18 protein-coding genes are annotated in these 19,729 nt (G+C 65.6%); 7 read left to right on the top strand and 11 right to left on the bottom strand.

Features of this window, described 5'->3' with window-relative positions:
• Positions 1-3: 3 nt before the first annotated feature.
• Genes PMI04_RS20860 through PMI04_RS20850 form a run of 3 tightly spaced genes read right to left on the bottom strand, consistent with a single transcriptional unit; the run spans position 4 to position 3,307 of the window.
• Complete coding sequence (locus tag PMI04_RS20860; RefSeq protein ID WP_007712439.1) at positions 4-2,214, bottom strand: acyl-CoA dehydrogenase; 2,211 nt, start codon at positions 2,212-2,214, stop codon at positions 4-6.
• Between the two features lie 5 nt (positions 2,215-2,219).
• Complete coding sequence (locus tag PMI04_RS20855; protein ID WP_007712437.1) at positions 2,220-3,053, bottom strand: coniferyl-alcohol dehydrogenase; 834 nt, start codon at positions 3,051-3,053, stop codon at positions 2,220-2,222.
• Between the two features lie 23 nt (positions 3,054-3,076).
• Positions 3,077-3,307, bottom strand: coding sequence for a ferredoxin (locus PMI04_RS20850; RefSeq protein WP_007712435.1), 231 nt, complete (start codon positions 3,305-3,307; stop codon positions 3,077-3,079).
• A 235-nt stretch (positions 3,308-3,542) separates the two neighbouring features.
• Here PMI04_RS20850 and PMI04_RS20845 point away from each other — a divergent pair, with 235 nt between their 5' ends.
• Genes PMI04_RS20845 through PMI04_RS20825 form a run of 5 tightly spaced genes read left to right on the top strand, consistent with a single transcriptional unit; the run spans position 3,543 to position 8,098 of the window.
• The gene (locus PMI04_RS20845) at positions 3,543-4,796 is read left to right on the top strand and encodes a cytochrome P450 (protein ID WP_007712433.1); all 1,254 of its coding nucleotides are present in this window, start codon (positions 3,543-3,545) and stop codon (positions 4,794-4,796) included.
• Entirely contained in the window at positions 4,796-5,200 is a 405-nt protein-coding gene (locus tag PMI04_RS20840; RefSeq protein WP_007712431.1) for an OB-fold domain-containing protein, read from the top strand. The genes PMI04_RS20845 and PMI04_RS20840 overlap by 1 nt, the downstream gene beginning before the upstream one ends.
• Positions 5,197-6,363 carry a thiolase family protein gene (locus PMI04_RS20835; protein WP_007712429.1) on the top strand — a complete coding sequence of 389 codons (1,167 nt, stop codon included), beginning with the start codon at positions 5,197-5,199 and terminating at the stop codon, positions 6,361-6,363. Before PMI04_RS20840 ends, PMI04_RS20835 begins: the two co-directional genes overlap by 4 nt.
• Before the next feature lie 5 nt (positions 6,364-6,368).
• Complete coding sequence (locus tag PMI04_RS20830; protein WP_037486865.1) at positions 6,369-7,115, top strand: DUF2889 domain-containing protein; 747 nt, start codon at positions 6,369-6,371, stop codon at positions 7,113-7,115.
• Positions 7,116-7,129: 14 nt separating this feature from the next.
• A complete protein-coding gene (locus tag PMI04_RS20825) occupies positions 7,130-8,098 on the top strand; it encodes an alpha/beta hydrolase (RefSeq protein WP_007712424.1) in 969 nt (322 codons plus the stop codon).
• Between the two features lie 57 nt (positions 8,099-8,155).
• On the opposite strand, the gene PMI04_RS20820 is transcribed toward PMI04_RS20825, so the two are convergent.
• The 4 genes from PMI04_RS20820 to PMI04_RS20805 all read right to left on the bottom strand — a co-directional run bounded on the left by PMI04_RS20820 (position 8,156) and on the right by PMI04_RS20805 (position 12,903).
• The gene (locus PMI04_RS20820; RefSeq protein ID WP_007712423.1) at positions 8,156-10,291 is read right to left on the bottom strand and encodes a PKD domain-containing protein; all 2,136 of its coding nucleotides are present in this window, start codon (positions 10,289-10,291) and stop codon (positions 8,156-8,158) included.
• A gap of 19 nt (positions 10,292-10,310) precedes the next feature.
• Positions 10,311-11,291: an acyl-CoA dehydrogenase family protein gene (locus PMI04_RS20815; protein ID WP_007712421.1), complete on the bottom strand. Its 981-nt coding sequence runs from the start codon at positions 11,289-11,291 to the stop codon at positions 10,311-10,313.
• On the bottom strand, positions 11,288-12,481 hold the full coding sequence (locus PMI04_RS20810) for an acyl-CoA dehydrogenase family protein (RefSeq protein ID WP_238535959.1): 1,194 nt from the start codon (positions 12,479-12,481) through the stop codon (positions 11,288-11,290). The genes PMI04_RS20815 and PMI04_RS20810 overlap by 4 nt, the downstream gene beginning before the upstream one ends.
• A 107-nt stretch (positions 12,482-12,588) precedes the next feature.
• Positions 12,589-12,903: a non-heme iron oxygenase ferredoxin subunit gene (locus tag PMI04_RS20805; protein WP_007712414.1), complete on the bottom strand. Its 315-nt coding sequence runs from the start codon at positions 12,901-12,903 to the stop codon at positions 12,589-12,591.
• Between the two features lie 143 nt (positions 12,904-13,046).
• Between PMI04_RS20805 and PMI04_RS20800 the strand changes: the two genes are divergently transcribed.
• Positions 13,047-14,192, top strand: coding sequence for an acyl-CoA dehydrogenase family protein (locus PMI04_RS20800; protein WP_007712413.1), 1,146 nt, complete (start codon positions 13,047-13,049; stop codon positions 14,190-14,192).
• Entirely contained in the window at positions 14,192-15,106 is a 915-nt protein-coding gene (locus tag PMI04_RS20795; protein WP_283184826.1) for an acyl-CoA dehydrogenase family protein, read from the top strand. Before PMI04_RS20800 ends, PMI04_RS20795 begins: the two co-directional genes overlap by 1 nt.
• Before the next feature lie 3 nt (positions 15,107-15,109).
• Here the strand turns inward: PMI04_RS20795 and PMI04_RS20790 are convergent, their stop codons facing one another.
• From PMI04_RS20790 to PMI04_RS20775, 4 genes are read right to left on the bottom strand one after another with little or no spacing between them, the layout of a single operon-like run.
• Positions 15,110-16,969, bottom strand: a complete 1,860-nt coding sequence (locus tag PMI04_RS20790; RefSeq protein ID WP_007704313.1) for a PD40 domain-containing protein — start codon at positions 16,967-16,969, stop codon at positions 15,110-15,112.
• A 25-nt stretch (positions 16,970-16,994) separates the two neighbouring features.
• A complete protein-coding gene (locus PMI04_RS20785; RefSeq protein WP_007704318.1) occupies positions 16,995-17,915 on the bottom strand; it encodes a TIGR03619 family F420-dependent LLM class oxidoreductase in 921 nt (306 codons plus the stop codon).
• Positions 17,916-17,928: 13 nt separating this feature from the next.
• Positions 17,929-18,279: an EthD domain-containing protein gene (locus tag PMI04_RS20780; protein ID WP_007704330.1), complete on the bottom strand. Its 351-nt coding sequence runs from the start codon at positions 18,277-18,279 to the stop codon at positions 17,929-17,931.
• Positions 18,280-18,299: 20 nt separating this feature from the next.
• The gene (locus PMI04_RS20775; protein ID WP_007704336.1) at positions 18,300-19,682 is read right to left on the bottom strand and encodes an aromatic ring-hydroxylating dioxygenase subunit alpha; all 1,383 of its coding nucleotides are present in this window, start codon (positions 19,680-19,682) and stop codon (positions 18,300-18,302) included.
• Between the last annotated feature and the right edge of the window lie 47 nt (positions 19,683-19,729).

Here is a 19,729-nt window from a genome sequence, read left to right as displayed (position 1 = left end):
TCCTCAGGCGCGGGTACGCGGCAGGCCCAGGCCCTTTTCCGCGATCATGCTGCGATGGACTTCGCTGGTGCCGCCATAGATGGTTGCCCCCTGGGCGTGGCGATAGAACATGTTGATCTCCTCCGCCGGCCCCTTGCGCTTGGAGAGCGAGGCCGGGGCGGTAAGATCGAGCAGGTCGCGCGCGTCGGTCAGGAACTTCTCCGAACTGAACATCTTGGCCATCGGGCCATAAGCGAGGTTTGGCTTGTTCTCCATGCTCACCCACTGCGCGCGGAACGCGATGAGTTCCGACGCCCACAGATTGGCAGCGGTACGGGCCAGCCGCGCCTGTGCGCCGCCATCCTCGATCAGCGGCTTGCCCCTGTGGATAACGTCCCGGCACAGCGCTTCGCCGGCCTGCAGCATCTTGCGCTGATATTTGGCGAAGCCGCCGCCATGTTCCAGCTCCAGGCTGGCGCTCATGGTGCGCACGCCGCCGTCAATCTCGCCCAGCCGCCAGCTGTCGGGGATGCGCACGCCATCATAGAAGGTGATGTTGGTGCGCTCGTCCTGGAAGGTGTGGACCGGCTGCACCGTCACGCCATCGGCCTTCAGCGGCACGATGAACATGGTGAGCCCCTTGTGCTTGGCCACATCCGGGTTGGTGCGACAGAGCATCAGCACATAGGTGGACAGGTTGGCACCGGACGTGAACATCTTGGTGCCGTCGATCCGCCAGCTGCCGTCGGCTTCCTGCGTCGCGCGGCATTGCGCGGCGAACACGTCGGAGCCCGAGCCCGGTTCGGAATAGCCGAGCGAGCAGATCACCTCACCGCGCATGATTTCCGGCAGCACCGCCTGCTTCAGCTCGTCCGTGCCGAAGCGGTGGATGATGAGCGACACCATCTGCGTCACATTGGCAGCGGGGTTGTTATAGCCCTGCTCCTCGAACGCATCCATCGCCGCCGTCTTCTCATAGGCGGACAGGCCCCGGCCGCCGACATCCTTGGGCAGGCCGAGATAAAGGAGATTCTGCGCCGCCAGCTTGCGGTTGAGTTCGGGGTTATAGCCCTCCCAGCTATAGTGGAAGGTCGCCCGCATCTCCGGCGTCACATTGGCCGCGAAGAAGGCGTTGATCTCGTCCTTGATCGCCTGCGCCGCCTCGCCCAGGTCGAAATCGACCGGCATCGGCCCGGCATCGGGCAGGGCGGCGGCCTCATCGGCGTAGAGCCGGCGCCCGGCCTCGTCGAGCCAGCGCTGCGGATCGCCACCGACCAGCGGCCAGGCCTTGGCGCGCAGATTATAGAGGAAGATGTCATATTCGGTGGTGAGGCCATAGCCGCCGAAGGTGTGGAGCGATTGCGCCACCGCCTTGGCCGCGCTCTGCGCGTTCCACCAGGCGGCGATAGAGATTGCACCGCCTGCTTCGGGCGCACCATCGGCCAGATCGCGGATCGCCTTCCACACCAGGAACTTGCCGCCGTCGATCTCACAGAGAATGTCGGCCAGCGGATGGGAAATGGCCTGGAACTGGCCGATATATTGGTCGAACTGCTTGCGTTCGCAGGCATAGGCGGCGGCGAGCTTCAGCGCCTCGCGGCCGATGCCGGCCAGACCGGCGGCGATCAGCAGCTTCCATTCCTCGATCCCGGCAGCGAAAGTCGCCAGCGCCGCGGCACCCGATGCCAAAATGATATGCTGATGCGCCGACAGGTTGATCTCGGCGATCGGGGTGGAGGCCAGATTGTCCTCCGCCTGGCGCGCCTCTGCCGGCACGGTGACGAGGATGATGTCGTCACCGGACCGGGCGATCACCGCTTCGGCGACCAGACCGCCGCCGATCCACTGGACGGGCGTGTCCGCCACATCCTCGAAGGCGAAGCTGGCGACCGTATCGCCCACCAAAACCCGGCCGAGCAGGTCAGCCGTTGACTCACCACCCAGCTGTGCCAGCAGCCGCGCCGTCACCAGCGCCTCGGCCAGCGGTCCCGATGCCAGCGTCCGGCCCGCTTCCTCCATCAGGATGGTCGCGTCGAACAGGCCAAGGCCAAGGCCGCCGGCCTCTTCGGGTACGCGGATCGACAGCGCGCCCAGCTCCGCCAGCCCCTGCCACAGGGCGGGGTCGAAGCCGGTCGGCCCGGCGGCGCGGACCCGCGCCATGCTGCTATGTTCGTCCAGGAAGCGCGCGAACATGTCGCGCATCATCTCCTGATCGTCGGTCAGGTCGAAATTCATCGGGGTCAGGCCTCGGCGGGCGCCGAACGCCGCATCATGACGCTCAGGTCCACCTGGCCGGTGGCGACGCCGCCCATGAAGCCACCATCGACCGGGAAGACCACGCCATTGACGATCGAGGCAAGGTCGCTGTTCAGCAGCACGATGCCGCTCGCCTGTTCGGCCGGGGTGGAATAGCGGCCCATCGGTTCGGCGGCGGCGGCGACCACATCCTTGCCCGACGCGGCCTCGAACGTCGCCATCATCGGCGTCTGGGTGGGCGAGGGCAGGGTGCAGTTGATGCGAATGCCCTTCTTGATGAGATGCGCGCCCATGAACTGGGTCCAGACGATCACATTCTCCTTGGAGAAGCTGTAGCCTTCCTTGACCACATCATCCAGATGCGCCTCGCACCAGGCGACGGCGGCGTCATAGCCCTTGGTGGTGACGAATTCCATGTTGGTCGGGATGCGGCGGCTCCAGCCCAGCCCGCCGGTGGAGGCGATGCTGGCGATCGCGCCGCCCGGCCCCATCAGCGGCAATACCTGTTCGGTCAGGTGGCGCAGGCCGATGAAGTTCACCTTCATGACGTCGAGCGGCGGGAAGGACTGGGGCAGGCCGGCGCAGTTGAACAGCGCATCGACCTTGCCGCCGATACCGGCCACCGCCGCCTCGATCGAGGCGGGATCGCGCAGGTCGACATTGGTGAAGGAGGCGAGCGGCAGGCTGCTGTCCTTGAAGTCCAGGCCATGAACCTCGGCGCCCAGCTCCAGCAGCAGCTTGGCGGTTGCCTCCCCCATGCCGGAGAAGCAGCCGCTCACGATCACGCGCTTGCCCTTATAGCCCAAAATGTCGCTCATCTCGCTCTCCTGGAATTCTGTGATTATGCCTTGGCCTTGGGCGGCCAGCTGATGCTGCCATCATCTTCCTCGACGAAGATGATGCGTTCGGGGCAGGCGCGCGCGCCGCGCTTGGCGGTCTGCTGCTCGCCGTCTGCCACGTCGAAACCCTCGGTCGCGATATAGCCGTCCTCGTCCAGCGGATACATGTCCTCGGACACGGCGGCGCAGCGGGCATTGCCCACGCAACCTGATTTTTCGATGCGGATCTTCATCGGCCCTCTCCGGCTATTCTGACCTTCCTTAGAAAGGAGATTACGCGACCGATCAACGTGACCTGCGCCACAATCGCCATCGCGATGCGGGTCTTTGGCGTGGATCGTCGGTGCGTTATCTGGCGCCGCCATGCCCTGACCCTTTGCCTTTGCCGGGCCGCCGGGCAAAACGGGTCCGACAAGAAGGGACGCGCCTTGCGTGCGCCCGCCCAAGCAGGGACAGACGGAGAGAATCATGGCCCACGCCACCTTGAGCCCCGCCGCGCCGCAGCCGGCCCATGTGCCCGATGCGCTCGTCTACGATTTTGACATCCATGCCGATCCCGGCCTGCTCGCCGATCCGCATGCACGCATCCTCGACATGCTGAAAAATGCGCCGCCGGTGTTCTGGACGCCGCGCAACGGTGGTGGCTGGGTCGCGCTCAGCCATGCCGCCAATTATGAGGCGTCGCGCGATACGGAGACCTATTCCAGCGAGTTCGTGCCGGCCGACAAGATGAAGGCGCTGCTCGCCTCGCTGCCGCCGGGCGCACCGCATATCCCGCAGCCGATCCCGATCACGCTCGATCCGCCCGAACATACCAAATATCGCCAGCCGCTGCAGAAGGTCTTCTCGCCCAAGACGATCGCGGCGCTCAAGGACAGCATCCGCGAGTTGGCGGGTGAGCTGATCGACGCGATCAAGGCCGATGGCCAGTGCGAGTTCATGAGCACGGTGGCCGAACCGCTGCCGGTGCAGGTCTTCCTCAAGATGCTGGGTCTGCCGCTCGATCGCCTGCCCGAATATCGCCAGATCGTGAAGGAGCATATGGAGGCGATCGACACCGATCGCGAAGGATCGATGCGCCGGCTCCAGCGCATTGCCGCGGCAATGCGCGACACCGTGCTCGACCGGAAGGACAATCCGCGCGACGACATCATTTCGATGCTGTGGAAGCTGGAAGTCGATGGCCAGCCCAGCACGCTGGCCGACATGGAAAATTACGGCGTGCTGCTGTTCATCGCCGGCCTCGACACGGTGATGAACGGCATGGGCCTGGCCATGCGCGGTCTGGCGCTCGACCTGCCGCTGCAGGACAAGCTGCGCGCCGAACCCAAGCTGGTGGCGGAAGCGGCCGAGGAAATGCTGCGCCGCTTCACCTTCACCGTGCCGATGCGCGTCATCAAGAAGCCCGCCGAACTGGCCGGCGCGACGCTGTTGCCGGGCGACATGCTCAAGTTGTTCCTGCCCGCTGCCGATCTCGACGCCAAGGAGTTTCCGCAGCCCGACAGCTATGATCTCGACCGTGAGAACAATGTTCACATCGCCTTTGGCGTTGGCCCGCATCGCTGCCTGGGCTCGCACCTCGCCCGCATCGAGTTGCAGGTTCTCTATGAGGAGATGCTGGCGCGCATGCCGCAGTTCCGGCTCGATCCCGACAAGCCGACCGTCTTCCATGGCGGCCATGTGATCGGCATCGAAAGGCTCAATCTGGTCTGGGACGTCTGATGGTCTGGCAACGCTCGCGTCCCCGGCTGGACCGGGAAAACCGTGCCTTCTGGACCGGCGGGGCGGAGGGGAAGCTCAACATCACCCGCTGCGACGACTGCGGCCAGTTCACCCATCCGCCGCGCGAGATCTGCCGCCATTGCCAGTCGGAAAATGTCGGCCCCCATGCGGTCGCCGGCACCGGCGCGGTCGACACCTACACGATCAACTATCAGGCCTGGGCCAAGGATATGGAGGTGCCCTTCGTCATCGCGCGCGTCCGGCTGGACGATGTGCCGGGGGTCTATCTGACCACCAATATCGTCAATTGCCCGGTCGATGCCGTCGACATGGATGACCGCGTCCGCGTCGTCTTCGAGGAACAGGACGGCATCTGGTTCCCCTTGTTCGAGAAGGTCGCATGAGCATGGCGCGCGAAGCCTATATCACCGGCATCGGCATGTCGGAGGTCGGCGTGCGGCTGACCCGGTCGGCGCTGGGCCTGACGCTGGACGCCGTGCGCGAGGCGATTGCCGACGCCGGCCTGACGCTTGACCAGATTGACGGGGTCGCCACCTATCCCGGCAAGATGTCGACCTTCCTCGGCTTTTCGCCGGTCAGTTCTGACGATGTGATCGAGATATTGGGCCTCAACACGCGCTGGCATATCGGCGCGGCGGAGGCGACGGCGCAGTTGGGCGCGATCGCCGAGGCGGCGATGGCGGTCAAGGCCGGCCTTGCCCGCCATGTCCTGTGCTTCCGCACCGTCTATGAGGCGGCGGCGCTGGCCCGTCCCGACGAATTCCCGCCGATGGAACGGCGCAAGGATGTGTCGGGCAACTCCCAATGGGTCTCGCCTTTCGGCGCCTTCTCGGCGGCCAACTGGACCGCGCAATTCGCGATGCGTCATATGAAGCGTTATGGCCTGACCCGCGAACAGCTCGCCCAGGTGGCGCTGAACGATCATGCCAATGCCGCGCGCAACCCGCGCGCCATCGTCAAGAAGCCGCTGACCATGGACGACTACATGTCGGCGCGGATGATCAGCTCGCCCTTCTGCCTCTATGATTGCGACCGCTTCACCGACGCCTCGACGGTGGTGATCGTGTCGGCCGGCGACGCGCTGGACGAGGTGAAGGCGACGCCGATCCGCATCGCCGCCAGCGCCGGTTCGGTCGAGCGCTACAGCTGGGACCAGGCCGAATGGGCGAGCGCCTATCCGACCGGGCGCGACCTGTGGAAGAACACGGATTACACCGCCAAGGATGTCGATACCGTCCAATTCTACGACGGTTTCGCCTTCCAGCCGATCACCTGGCTCGAAGGACTGGGCTTCTGCGATGTGGGCGAGGGTGGCCAGTTCCTGGAAGGGGGCAAGCGCATCGCGCTCGACGGCGAATTGCCGATGAATACCGGTGGTGGCCAGCTCGGCTGGGGCCGGCTGCACGGCTTTGGCTTTGCCTATGAATCGGTGGTGCAGTTGCGCGGTGAGGGCGGTGAACGGCAGGTCGCCGGCGATCCGCGTGTCGCGGTCGCCACCTCGGGCGGTGGCCCTATGGCGGCCGCGCTGCTGCTCACAAAGGACTGAGCGCCTTGGACAGCGGCATGCTCGACCTGCTGCCCGGCTTTCGCCGTCGTTTCCTGGTGACGCCGCTACCGGGCCGGGTGACCGCCGCGGTCGAGGATGATTATCACAGCATGGCCGTCATCCTGCATCATGACAGCGCGCGCATCAGCGGCGTCGACGCGATCATGGAGCGGGTGCCTTGGACCACCTGTCCGGGCGCGCCGGCCGTGCTGCAGGCGACCTTCACTGGCATCGCGCTGGCCGATGTCGCGGCGCGCGGCGAGAAGAAGGCGAACTGCACCCATCTCCACGACCTCGCCGTGCTGGCTGCGGCGCATGCTGGCGACGCAGCGCCGACCCGCTATGAGATTCTCGCCTGCGACCCGATCGAGGGTGAGGCGGTTGCGGAAATCAGGCGCGATGGCATGCCGCTGATACAGGTGGCCCATCGCAGCCATGTCATGACCGCGCCGGCCGAGATTGCCGGCCAGTCGCTGATGAAGCTGCGGCCGTGGATCGATGCGCTGCCGGAGCCACAACGCGAGGCCGCCCGGCTGCTGCAATGGGGCACGATCCTCGCCAATGGCCGGCTGATTCCGATGGAACGACAATCGACCGCGACCCGCGTGCCACCCAATTGCTTCACCTTCCAGCCGGAAAATGCGGTCAAGGCGCAGCGTGTCGGCCGGGTGATCGACTTCACCGCCGAACCCTTGGTGCCGCTCGACCATTTCGATGGCGCCGCCTATGACCGGCCGCGCGACCCACAATAGAAGGACAAGGGACGATGGACGAGGCGCGGCAGATGGTAGCCCCGGAATTGCGCGCGGCGCTCGACCTCTTTCCACCACTCGACCTTAGCGACCAGACGATCGCCGCCTTCCGCCAGCCCTTTGCCACGCGACCGGCCGAACCGTTGCCCGAAGCGCTGGCCGCCGTGCAGCGCGAAGAGCTGTTCCTGCCCGGCGCACCCGGATCGCCCGATGTCCGCGTGCTCCTCTATCGCCCGGCGGAGGGGAAGGGCAACCTGCTGCGCCCGGCCTATCTCCATATCCATGGCGGCGGCTTCGTGCTCGGCATGGCCGACATGAGCGACCTGTCCAACCGAGCCTGGGTGGCCCAACTGGATTGCGTCGTCCTGTCGGTCGATTATCGACTTGCGCCCGAAACCCCGTTTCCCGGCGCGCGCGACGATTGCCATGCAGCGCTCGCCTGGCTGCACGCACAAGCCGAAACGCTGGGCATCGACCGCAGCCGCATCGCGATCGGCGGCGAGAGCGCGGGCGGCGGTCATGCCGTGGCGCTGGCGATCCATGCCCGCGACCTTGGCGACTATCCGATCCGTTTCATGCTGCTCGACGCGCCGATGCTGGACGATCGCACCGGCAGCAGCGCACCGCTCCACCCCGTCACTGGCCGGTTCGTCTGGACCCCGGCGCAGAACCGCTATGGCTGGGGCGCATTGCTGGGGCAGGAGGCCGGTACCGACCGGGTTCCAGCCGAAGCCGTCCCGGCTCGCTGCCCAGACTTGTCCGGCCTGCCGCCCGCCTTCATCAGCGTCGGCGCACTCGACCTGTTCCTGGAGGAGGATATCGACTTCGCTCGCCGGCTGATGGCGCTGGGCATCGCGGTGGAACTGCATGTCACGCCCGGTGCCTATCATGGCTTTGGCCTTGCCGGCCCCGACACGCCCCAGATGCAGGCGCTCCAGACCATGCGCCTTGCGGCTCTTCGCCATGTCTTTGCATTGGGATGACCGCATCGGCCGTCGTTTCGCCCTGACGCGACCATCCCGGACCTGCCTTGTCCCGCCTTACTCCACCACGACACGCACCCGGCCAAGATTCTGGATGCGGGCAAAGGGGGTGGTGGCGTCGCCCTTGCGTTCGGAGGCGATGCGCAGCGCGGGGAAATAGGTGCCAGGGGCGGCGAAGCTGTGACGGGTCGTCAGCGTCAGGCTGCTACCCGAACCGCCAGGCAGCTTCGCCTTTTCGGCAAAGGCGCCGCTGCCGTCGAAATCCCATTCCGCCGACACGATCTGGCCGGTGCCCGGCGGCACGCTGATGGTTGCGCGGAAAGTCACGGCCGCGCCGGGCTTCACCACCGCTTTCGCGCCGCCATTGGCGGTGACGCTGACGACCGGCTGGATGCCGCCGCGTGCTGCCGCATCGGCCGGCACGATCACCTGGCCATTGTCGATGCGATAGGCGGTGCTGGCAGGCGGGGCGACGCCCTTTTCCACCCAGGCGGACAGGTCGCGCAGCGCCTGTTCCAGCACGCCCAGATAGCTGATCGTGCGGGTCGGATCTTCCTGCTTGCTGCTGTCGCCATGCAGCGCATGGTCGGTGTACCAGATGCGAAAATTCTGGTCGGCGTTCGCGCCCTGGGCGGCGATCACCCGCTGGCGATACCAGTCGCCCTGCCAGGGCATGGCCTCGCGATCCCAGAGATTTTCGACCAGGATCATCTTGCCCTGGAACTGGCCGGTCATCGGCGGCTGACCCATCGGCTTGCCCGTGGTCGCGGCGGTGAAGAGCGGCCCCAGCAGGAAGGGACGCTGGGGATAAAGCGGCTTGCCGTCGGCCCCACGGAACTGGTCCCAGACCGGATAGCCGGCATCGGCCGGTGGCACCTGATGCCAGTGATAGGTTTCGGCGGCCAGGAAATTGCTGTTGTCGACCCGAACCCTGTCGCCGACCTTCAGCAGGTCGACGATGGCGTCATCCACCACGCCCAGGATCACGACATCGCCGACGATGCGGTTGATCGTCAGCCGCTTGCCCTGTGCCGCGCCCGACCCGACGATCAGGTCGCCGCCAACGAAATAGGTGGCGGGTGGCGGGCTGGACAGGCGGAAGGCGACGATGCGCTGCGCCGCCCGGCCCTGCAGCGCGGCAAAGGCATTGTCGACATTGGCCGCGCCATCGGTGATGCGCGTGTCGAGCTTCAGTTCCGCCGCCTGTGCCGCGCTGATCGGCGCGGCGACGGTGGCGTCATGCTGCAGCCGATAGCCCTCGAAACTCTTGGGATCATCATGGCCAAGATAGCCCGGCTTGGTCCAGAAATCGGTGAAATAGCCGGCATCCGCCATCACCATCCCGCCATAGAGGGCGGCAAAGCCATGGATGCCCATCGTCTTCCAGCCGAACCAGCTGGGCGTCGGGAAACCCATCGCCGTCACCTCGCGCAGCACCGACGCCTGTTGCGGCGTCAGCCCGGCATAGGGATCGCCGCTGCCACCCGGTTCGACCGCATCGAGGATCTGCGGGAATGTGTCGTTGAGCACGCGCATTGCGCGCATCCGGACCGAGAACATGTTGGGCGGCGCCATCGGCGATCCCAGCACATAGGGGACGACGCCGTCCCACACGCCCGTCGTATTCTCGATCGACCCGACGGTGCGGAAACCGCCGCCGCTGCCGCCAAAGGCATAGCCATAGGGGCGCTTGCCACCGTACATCTGCTGCGCGACGACGCGCGAATAGCGGGCCGAAGCGGCATTGGCGCGATAGGCGGCGATGGTGAAGTCATTGGGCTTGCCCGGCATACCCACCTGGTCGCGGCCGCCGCCATTGGTCTCGACATAATAGCCCCCCGACGCGATCGAGAAGCCGATATAATTTTCCTCGCCGTCGGTCAGCTTCTGCGCCAGATTTTCGTCATCGGGGACAGGCGTGATGTGCTGGAAGAAGCGGCCCTGATATTGCTTCTTGTCGGGAAAATAGAAGGAGAAGCGGGTTTCCGTCCCCTTGAACCCGCCATGGACATAGCGGTGCCGAACCGGCGCATCGCGCCATTCGTCGATATCGATATAGGGCTGAGTGAAGAGCGGGTCTTCGGCTGCAGCGGCCGGGGCGCTGCCCGGCTGGGCGTCGGCGCCGGTCCCTGCCGTCCCGACCAGAGCCAGTGACAGGGCTGTCATGCAGAGGGCAATCGATCGGCGCATCATCTTCTCTCCCGTGATGGTGTCAGGCCGCCGCTGTCAGCGCCGCCCTGCCCGCTTGTTCGTCCCAATGATCCGCGTCGCCGCCGAGCACGCAATTGAGCATCGCGCGCTTCAGGAACAGATGACAGGGATGTTCCATGGTGAGGCCGATGCCGCCATGGAGCTGGATCGCCTCTTCCGCGACCAGCCGATAGACGGCGCAGGCCAGCGCCTTGAGCGCGCCAAGCGCTATGACATCGGCGTCGGCCTGCTGCGCCCGGCTCCAGAACAGCGCGTCGGCGGCGCTGAGCTGCGTTCGCATGTCCGCGACGCGATGCTTGAGCGCCTGGAACAGCGCCAGTGGCCGGTCGAACTGCTGCCGCGTTTCGAGATAGGCGACGGTCATCGCCAGTGCCGCCTCGGCCCCGCCAAGGCTGTCGCCTGCCAGGCAATAGAGACGTAGCGCCTCGATCCGATCGGCCATCGCGCGGGCGGCGTCGCCCTGTGCCAGCGTCAGGCCCGGCCCCTTGATCGCGACGTCGAACAGGCGCCGGCTCTTGTCCCATCCGGTGCGATAGGTGACGGCGACCTGCTCGGTCGGCACCAGCGTCACCCGATCCGCCGTGACATGCAGGATATGGCTGGCAGTATCGGCATCCGGCACGCAGGTCAGGCCGTCAGCGCCATCCAGCCCGCCCGCCAGCGATGCGGTCATGACCTCGCCCGCCATGGCGTCGGCGATCAGCGCGTCGCGTCCGGGCAGGTCATCGGCCGCCGCCAGCGCCTCGATCGTCAGCATCTGCGCCAGCACCGGACCCGGCACCAACGCCTTGCCCATGCCCTGATGGATGACGCCCGCCGCCTCGCGGCCAAGGCCAAGGCCGCCCAGTTCCTCCGGCACGCCCATCATCAGCCAGCCCATCTCGGCGATCAGCGCCCAGCTTTGCGCCGCGTCCGGGGCCAGATCGCTCTGACCGAAGGCCTTGTCGGCCGCATCCTGCACTTCCGCGCGGGTCATGTTCATGCCGCGCCCTCCTTCAAGGTCCAGCTTTTCGGTTCGCGCGGCATGCCCACCAGCCGTTCCGCGATGATGTTGCGTTGCACCTCGTCGCTGCCGCCGGCGATGGTCCAGGCATAGCTGTTCATGAAATCGGCCATCCAGTTGCCGGTCTCCATGCCGCCGCCAAAGGTGATCGGGCTGTGATATTGCGCCTCGATGCCGCCCAGTCGCAGCCCAAGCGATGTATAGTCCCGCAGGGTGCGCGAATAGGACAGCTTGACGATCGATGCGTCACCGACCCGCTCGATCCCGGCGATGCGGTTGGCAAGGAACTGGTCGGCGACGGCGCAGGTCGCGTCGACCTTGGCGCTCAGCCGGCCGAAGTCGCGCACGATGCCGCTATCGCCCTGCCGCCCTTGCGCGCGGATCAGGTCGGCGAGCCGCCACAAGGCACCACGCAGCCGGGCGCTCAGTTCCAGCAGGGTGAGGCCGCGTTCGGACGACAGGGTCGATTGGGCCACGGCCCAGCCCTGTCCCTCTTCGCCCAGCCGGTCCGCGACGGGAATCTCGACATTGTCGAGGAACAGCTCGGCAAATTCCTCGTCGCCATGAATCTGGTGGATCGGCCGCGCGGTGACGCCCGGCGCCTTGAGGTCGAGCAGCAGATAGGTGAGGCCGGCCTGCTTCGGCCCGTCATTGCCGGTGCGCACCAGCAACAGGCATTTGTCGGCGAATTGGCCCATGGTCGACCAGAGCTTCTGGCCGTTCACGACATAATGGTCGCCGATCCGCTCGGCGCGGGTACGGACATTGGCGAGGTCGGACCCGGCATTGGGCTCGGAAAAGCCCTGGCACCAGATTTCGCCGGCCAGGATGCGCGGGATATACAATGCCTGCTGTTCTGCGCTCGCCCATTCAAACAGCGTGCAGGCGGCATGATAGGTCGACATGAAGGACAGCAGCAGGCGCGGCGTGTCGGCGCGCGCCAGTTCCTCATAAAGGATCTTCTGTTCGGCGAGGCTGCGGCCGCCGCCCGGCCATTGGGCCGGCCAGTGCGGCACGGCATAGCCGCCCTCGACCAGTTTCGCGAACCAGTCGCGCTGGATCTGCAGGAAGGCGGCCTCGCTGCTGCTGCGGTCGCGCCAGCCCCGGGGGGCATTGTCCGCCAGCCATTGGCGCACCTCAAGGCGCAGCGTGTCGAGCGCGTCGGTCAAGCCTGCTGCCTCCATCCCATTCCGGTTCCTCTCATGCCTGACGCTAGGCCCAATTGCGCCGCTGCTCGCAAGATGGCGGGCGGCGATATCCCCAAGGCGATGGAGGATCAGGCGGCGACCTCGATCATCCCGTCAATGATGCGAACGGGATAGGTGGCGATCGGTTCGCTTGCGGGACCGGTCAGCGGCTCGCCGGTTTCCAGGTCGAAACGGGCGCCATGGGCCGGGCAGGCGATCCAGCCCAGGCGGATGCGGCCGCAGGCGAGCGGCTCGTCGGCGTGCGAGCACAGCGCGGCAATGGCGTGGATTTGCCCGTCGCTGTTGCACAATAACAGGTCGCGACCAGCGATGGTCACGGCCTTGGTCTTGCCCGGTGGCACCGCGTCCAGCGGTACAGTGGCGATAAAATCTTGGTCGCTCATGCCGTGCAAGGCTGCCCCAAGCGCGCCGGTCGCGGCAAGGGCCGGCCCAAGCCCATCACCGGGGCGTTCTCTTGCCCGCTGCCCTGTCGCGCCGCGTCGCTCTTAAGTATCGCATCCCTGTTCGGCAGGGGATGCGTGGACTGATGGACTTTGAATGGACGCAGGATGAAGAGGCTTTTCGCCAGCGGTTGCGCGATTTTCTCGCCGCGACTTTGCCGGACGATTGGGAGCGTTTCTCGCAGCATGGCCCGGCTTCCCCGGCGCTGACCGATTATGCCCGCACCTTTTGCGGACGGCTCGCCGACGAAGGCCTGCTGACCCCGCATTGGGCGAAGGAGATTGGCGGCCAGGGGCTCGATCCCTGGCACCAGACCATATTGGCCGAGGAGATGTGGATCGCGGGCGAACCGCGCGGCGGCCAATATATGAACGTCAACTGGGTCGGGCCGACGCTGATCCGCTACGGCTCGGAAGCGCAGAAAGCGCAATATCTGCCTGCGATCACCGGCGGCCGGGCGCTGTGGTGTCAGGGCTTTTCCGAACCCGGTTCCGGTTCCGACCTGGCCTCCTTGCGCACCCGCGCAACCCGCGACGGTGATGTCTATCGCGTGTCGGGGCAGAAGATCTGGACCAGCTATGCGGGGCTGGCCGACACCTGTTTCCTGGTCTGCCGCACCAGCGACGATCGCAAGAAGGGCATTTCCATCCTGCTGGTGCCGATGGACACGCCCGGCATCACCGTGCGGCAAATCCCCTCGCTGATCGGCGAGGGCGATATTCATGAGGTCTTCTTCGACGATGTCGTCGTGCCGGTCGAGGCACGGCTGGGCGAGGAAGGCCAGGCCTGGGAGATTATCGGCTATTCGCTCACCAATGAGCGGCTTGGCATTCCCCGCTATGCACTTGCCCGCGCGGCGCTCGACCGGGCGGTGGCGCTGCTCCAGGCGCAGGGCGAATTTGCCGGTGAAGCGGTACGGATCGAGGCCGCCCATGCCGCCGCCCTGTGCGAAGCCGCGCGGATGGCCAGCTATGCGATCGTCGATCGCCGTTGTCGGGGCGAGGCGATCGGCGCCGAATCCAGTTCCGCCCGCTTTGCCACGGTGATGGCCGAGCGGCGCGTGTGCGAGTTCGTGGTCGAATATCTGCCGCAGGCGCTGGCCGACGCGCATCCCTATCTCAAGATGCACCATCAGCGCGGGATCGTGGCCGGCATCGCGGCGGGCGCGGCGGAGATCCAGCTCAACATCATCGCGACCGATGTGCTCAAACTGCCGCGGGAGCCGCGCTGATGGACCTGTCCCTGACCGACGACCAGATCGCGATCCTCGACGCGATCGACACGCTGACCCGGCCCTATGCCGGCGCGACGCTGCATGAGGCGGGCTTTGCCCTTACCAGTGACGCGCTCGACCGCGACCTGGCGGAGGGCGGCTTCCTCGACATCGGCTTCGATCCCGATCTGGGCGCGATCAGCGCCGCCTTGGTGGTCGAACGGCTGGCCCGCCTGCCGCAGGCGGTGGAGGCTGCGGCCAGCGCTCTCATCCGCCCATTGCTGGGTGATGCGACGCCGCGTCCGCTTTGCCTGGGGGAGGAAGGGAAGGCGCATCGTCCGATCCGTTTCCTTGCGCCGGGCGCGACGGTGCTGCTGGTCGGACCGGACCGGGTGCGCAGCTTCGTCGCAGGTCCCGAGCATGTCCGGACCGAACCCGAAGCCCTTTATGCCTATCCGATGGGCAGCCTGATCGCTCAGCCCGACGACCTGACCGATCATGACGTGTCGGCCGGCGATATCCGCACCCGCTGGCGCGTGGCGCTGGCGGCAGAGGCGGCGGGCCTGCTCGCCGCCGCGCTGGACAGCACGGCCACCTATGTCACCGACCGCCAGCAGTTCGGCCGGCCCCTCGCCACCTTCCAGGCGCTGCGCCACCGCCTGGCCGAGGCACAGGTGCGCGCGAACGGCCTGTACTGGCTGGCGATGAAAGCAGCCGGCACACTGGACGCGGGCGACGCGGCGCTGGCCGCGCTCTATGCTCAGGAATCGGCGCGGACGAGCGTCTATGATTTCCACCAGTTCCTCGGCGCCATGGGGGTGACGCTGGAGCATCCGCTGCACCTGTGGACCTATCGGCTCAAGGCGCTGATCGGCGATCTGGGCGGACGTGGCGGGCAGGCGCTCGCCGCCGCCGATGCGCTCTGGGGCTGATCCTCAGGTACCGTTTGCAGGTTGTTTATAGGTCTTGCCGTCGATCATCGTGCTGAGTGTGCCGGCTGCTTCCAGCTTGTTCACCATCACGTCGATCGATAGGGCGAAACCATCCGGACTTGATGTCTTGCTGCCGGATACTGCGCCGCTCTGGCGCAGGTCGGATTTCCACAATATTTGTGTCGTCTGCGGATTGGCGCGTTTTTCGCTGACCGACTCGCCGCCGTTGATCTGGCTGCGTCCATCGTCGGAATAATTCTGGTAACGGGCAGAGATGCTATCGATCGCCTTGCCGTCGGCGCGCTGGACGACGCGCACCTGTGCCGTTCCGGACTTCAGCCCATGCAGCACATAGTCGCCCGCCGGCAGTAACGCTCTCTTGGGGGTAGGCATGCCCGGAACATAGGCCGTCGCCCAGCCGATCCGGTCGGGCAGGGCAACCGGCTTTACCGCGGCGCTTGCCTTGCGATCGGGCAAGCGGGCGATCATCAGCCGAGCATGGCGACCGCCCGGCTCGGTCGAGGTCGGACAGGGCAGCGGATTGGCGCCGCCGCAGGCCGGCGTGGTTGCCAGCGCCTGCCAATAGACGATGGCCCGGCTGTCGGGCGACCAGCGTGGGTCGGCCATCGCGTTCCAGTTGGGATCGCCCGCCGATCCCGGTACGCCGGGCTGATCGGTCAATATCTGGCCCATATAGGCGCCACGATCGCCCTGCGCGTCGAGCAGCACCAGGTTGAAGAAACGTCGATCCATATTGTTGCGAGTGGAGGATACGGCGCTGGAACTGAGCAGGTCGGTGATCGGCGGAATGCCGCGCATCGCCGCCAGGAACATCTGCCGATCTGTGCCGCGCGTATCCTCTATCGCCATCCATTGGCCGTCGGGCGAAAAATCGACCGGGTCGACATATTCGGGGTGGCTGGTCAGGCGGCGCACCCTGCCGTCGGCCAGGCCAACCGCAAAAATGTCGATGTTCGACGATTCCCATGGATAACCGACATAGACGGCTTCGCGGCCGTCGGCGGTGAAGCCGCGAAATTCGCCGACCTCGATCCCCGCCTTGTTGATCTCCAATTGTCCCGGCTTGCCCGGCACGGGCCGCAACGTGCGATTCTCGATTCCCGGCCGGAACAGCAGGTTGACCTGTTCCAGATCATAACGTGCCTTAGGGGCATTGAAGTGCAGCCGGGCGGTATAGCCGAACTGGTCCATGCGCCCGTCGTTGATCGCCACCGCATTGAAGCCGATATGGTCATTGTCGGGATGGAGGCGCAACTCCCGCATCATGCCGGGTCGGCCGCTGTCGTCGGCGCTGACCTGCCAGTGGACCGGATAGGCGCGGATCCCGGTCGGCGTACAGCGATCATCGGTCAGCGCGAGTGTGCCGCAGTCGAATATGGTGCTGCCAGCCAGAACGCGGCGACCGTCATGAAAGCTTTGGGGATAGCTCATGTCTCGCGGCATCGGATCGGTCATGCCGCAGCTGAGGCATTTCCAAGCATCGCCATTGGCGAAACGACTGCCATCGGTCTTGACCAGGATCAACTGCTCGCCGCGATAGGGACTGGCAGGATCGGATGCCCCGGCAAACGTCACCCGCGCCACGACATGACGCCCGTCCGGCAGGAAGCTGCCCGCCTGCAGCGCGAAATAATGGGCGGACATGCAGCCGGTAGCGCGCGGATTGATTGCGGTGGTACAGGCGCCAGGCGTATCGGATGGCGCGGTCGGCGGCAGCGGCAGGGCATCGATCACCACCCGCTCGTGGCTGGGTGGGGTAGTGGTAGCAACGGCCTGATGTCCCACGACCAGCAGCAGCGACGCCGGGATCAGTGTGGCTCCGCCCATAAGCCTGCCTGCCATCATCCTTCTCCTCAATCTGTTCTTGTCAGGCCAGCCTGGGTTTGATCTCCTCGATCACCCAGCGGGCATAATCCTCATATTCGCTGATGCTGCGCACCGCCGGGATCGGCACCGAACTCATGGTCACGCCCAGCGTCTGGAACCAGCCGAGCCGATCGATGATCTCCGGCGCGGTCATGCCCGGCCGGGCGCGCGGATCGTCGACCACGGCATGGCCTTCGCCGACCCGGCTGGTGGCAAAGCCGTACATCACGTCGAACGGGCGGCCGTCATAGCCGGACTGCGACTTGATGAAGTCGATCTTCGCCGGGATATCCTCGGGCTTGGTCAGATAGGGCCACCAGCCGCTGGCATGGCGCGCGGCGCGCTTCAACACCGCGTCGGCTTCCCCGCCCATCCAGATCGGCAGATGCGGCTGCTGCACCGGGCGCGGCGCAAAGGCGACGTCGCGGAAGGACACGAACTCGCCCTCATAATGTGGATCGTCGCTGGTCCACAGCTCGACGATCGCAGCCAAATATTCGTCGCACATCCGCCCGCGCTGGTGGAAGGGGGCGCCGAGCAGGTCGAACTCCTCCTCCAGCCAGCCCGCGCCAAAGGTCACCATCGCCCGGCCGCCCGACAACCAGTCGATCGTCGACAGCGCCTTGGCGGTGATCGCGGGATGCTGCAGCGGCAGGATCGCGATCGAGCTGTTGATGCGGATACGACTGGTCGCGCCGGCATAATAGCCCATCGCCGCATAGGCATGGAAATGATGCGGCCCCGACAGATCGACATGGGCGCGGGGGATCAGGAAATGTTCCGGCACGCTGATCATGTCATAGCCGAGGTCATCGGCCAGCTTGGCCAGCCGCGTCTGGTCCGCCCCCGTGACCGACAATTCCCAGGGCTGCATCGTCGCCTTCAGCTCGATCAGCCGGGGCATGCCGAACGCGAATTTCATGCCTGTCGTCCCTTCATGTCGCCGGAATATGCGTCTCATGTTCGGCCAGCATGGCGCAGAAGCGCGACTGGGCGCGGTCGAACAATTGTGCCTCGTCGGCGATCACATCGTCGGGCAGAATGCCCTTGCCCATCGCGTCCAGCACCATGTCGAACGCCGCGCGATCCTTGATCCACACCTCGGTGATGACGTCGAAGGGCAGGTCCGGCATACCCGGCCCCGGGCCGATATAGCGGCGCGCATAATGGCTGACGCCGATCATGTAGCGCAGGCATAGCGGGGCATGCTGCCCTTCATAATAGGCCCGGAACTGTTCCGGTGTCAGGTCGGCGCGACGTTTGAGCAGGATGACCAGCTTGTGCATCGCCGCGCCTCCCTATGCGTTCAGAAGCCCAGGTCGACGATCGGTCCGTCGAAATTGCCGGCCAGCTTCTGCGTGCCTGCAACCAGCTTGTCGGGCGACACGCCGTTCAGATAGCCGTCGATGATCCGCTGGTAATTGCTGATCAGCCCTTCGATATCCTTGGACAGGCGCATGAAGTCGAACCCTTCGGCATGAAGGCCCTTCTGCTGGATCGGGATGTTGGAATAATCCTGGCGCGGGATCATCGGGAACTGGTCGCTGTCATAGGGCAGCATCACCGGCTCCATCACCACCGGCGGCTCCTGCCCCTCGGCAAAATGGGTCAGCGACCACAGCTCGAACATGCAGCTTTCCGGGCCGAGCGGGCGGATGCGATAAGCGGCCATGCTGGAAAGGAAGGGCAGCAGGAAATAATTGGGGAAGATGAACTCGACCGACTTGACCGGGGTTTCGACCGCGATCTTGTTGAGGTCGGGCGTCGGCTCGCCGCGTGCCTGCCCGGCCTGGGTCACGAAATGATTGACCATGCCGAACCATTGCATGATCGCCTGGCCCGGATCCTCGGGCAGTTCGACGTCGATCAGGGTGCGGGCGACGGCGACATCCTTGGCGTGGCACATGCCGGCCATGCCGTCGCTCAGCAACTGCATATGCTCGACCTGGTCCTCGATATTTTCCTTCATCGACCGGTTGGGATTGATCGGCACGCCGATCCCGCCGGTGTCCATGCCGTACATCATGTTATAGAGGATCGGCACCTTCTGCTGCAGCTGCGGATGGGTGCGCATGACATGATAGCCTTCCATGAAGGCTTCCATCGCGATCTTCCAATTGGCCGGCAGGACCGTGCCGAAACACCATTCGGCGCGCATCTTGTCGGCATTATAGGCCTCCAGCCCGATCGCCAGCGGGCCAAGCTGCTCGCGCAGCGACGGCGCCTCGTCATCGAAATTGATGAAGACGCAGCCCATCTCGATCTCGGTACGGCAAGGGCGCAGGGCCAGGTCCTGCTCGTCCAGCTGATGCTCGGAGAACATGTGCCGGCCATAGACGAAGGTATTCTTGCCCTCGATATTCCAGCGCCAGCCATGGAAGGGGCAGATGAACCCCTTGCCCTTGCAATTGCCATGGCTGCCCTCGGTCAGCGGCACGCCGCGATGGCGGCAGGCATTATGATAGGCGCGGATACCGTCCTTGGTCCGCACGATGATGACGGACTTGCCCAGATTGCTATATTCGATCCAATCGCCGACTTCGGGCACCTGTTCGACACGGCAGGCCATCTGCCAGACATGAGGCCATAATTCTTCGCATTCGCGCTGGTAGAAGGCCTCGTCATAATAGCGCGCGGTAGGAATGCGCTCGGGATCGCTGATTTCCAGCGGGAACGCCGCGCGCGTCATTTCAGCAGCCTCAACCATCACATGCCTCACCCAATGTCTTGCTTGGG

It is taken from the genome of Sphingobium sp. AP49 (assembly GCF_000281715.2).
In the GTDB taxonomy this organism is placed as follows: Bacteria; Pseudomonadota; Alphaproteobacteria; order Sphingomonadales; family Sphingomonadaceae; genus Sphingobium.
The sequence above is the reverse complement of the archived record's forward strand: the minus strand, read 5'-3'. Positions and strand labels throughout refer to the sequence as shown.

Bases quoted from the DNA above. Each gene is read 5' to 3' on its own strand.
- PMI04_RS20800 (WP_007712413.1), top strand. From the start codon at position 13,047: ATGGACTTTGAATGGACGCAGGATGAAGAGGCTTTTCGCCAGCGGTTG.
- PMI04_RS20805 (WP_007712414.1), bottom strand. From the start codon at position 12,903: ATGAGCGACCAAGATTTTATCGCCACTGTACCGCTGGACGCGGTGCCA.
- PMI04_RS20775 (WP_007704336.1), bottom strand. From the start codon at position 19,682: ATGACGCGCGCGGCGTTCCCGCTGGAAATCAGCGATCCCGAGCGCATT.
- PMI04_RS20840 (WP_007712431.1), top strand. From the start codon at position 4,796: ATGGTCTGGCAACGCTCGCGTCCCCGGCTGGACCGGGAAAACCGTGCC.
- PMI04_RS20825 (WP_007712424.1), top strand. From the start codon at position 7,130: ATGGACGAGGCGCGGCAGATGGTAGCCCCGGAATTGCGCGCGGCGCTC.
- PMI04_RS20855 (WP_007712437.1), bottom strand. From the start codon at position 3,053: ATGAGCGACATTTTGGGCTATAAGGGCAAGCGCGTGATCGTGAGCGGC.
- PMI04_RS20845 (WP_007712433.1), top strand. From the start codon at position 3,543: ATGGCCCACGCCACCTTGAGCCCCGCCGCGCCGCAGCCGGCCCATGTG.
- PMI04_RS20785 (WP_007704318.1), bottom strand. From the start codon at position 17,915: ATGAAATTCGCGTTCGGCATGCCCCGGCTGATCGAGCTGAAGGCGACG.
- PMI04_RS20795 (WP_283184826.1), top strand. From the start codon at position 14,192: ATGGACCTGTCCCTGACCGACGACCAGATCGCGATCCTCGACGCGATC.
- PMI04_RS20790 (WP_007704313.1), bottom strand. From the start codon at position 16,969: ATGGCAGGCAGGCTTATGGGCGGAGCCACACTGATCCCGGCGTCGCTG.
- PMI04_RS20780 (WP_007704330.1), bottom strand. From the start codon at position 18,279: ATGCACAAGCTGGTCATCCTGCTCAAACGTCGCGCCGACCTGACACCG.
- PMI04_RS20815 (WP_007712421.1), bottom strand. From the start codon at position 11,291: ATGAACATGACCCGCGCGGAAGTGCAGGATGCGGCCGACAAGGCCTTC.
- PMI04_RS20820 (WP_007712423.1), bottom strand. From the start codon at position 10,291: ATGATGCGCCGATCGATTGCCCTCTGCATGACAGCCCTGTCACTGGCT.
- PMI04_RS20860 (WP_007712439.1), bottom strand. From the start codon at position 2,214: ATGAATTTCGACCTGACCGACGATCAGGAGATGATGCGCGACATGTTC.
- PMI04_RS20835 (WP_007712429.1), top strand. From the start codon at position 5,197: ATGAGCATGGCGCGCGAAGCCTATATCACCGGCATCGGCATGTCGGAG.
- PMI04_RS20850 (WP_007712435.1), bottom strand. From the start codon at position 3,307: ATGAAGATCCGCATCGAAAAATCAGGTTGCGTGGGCAATGCCCGCTGC.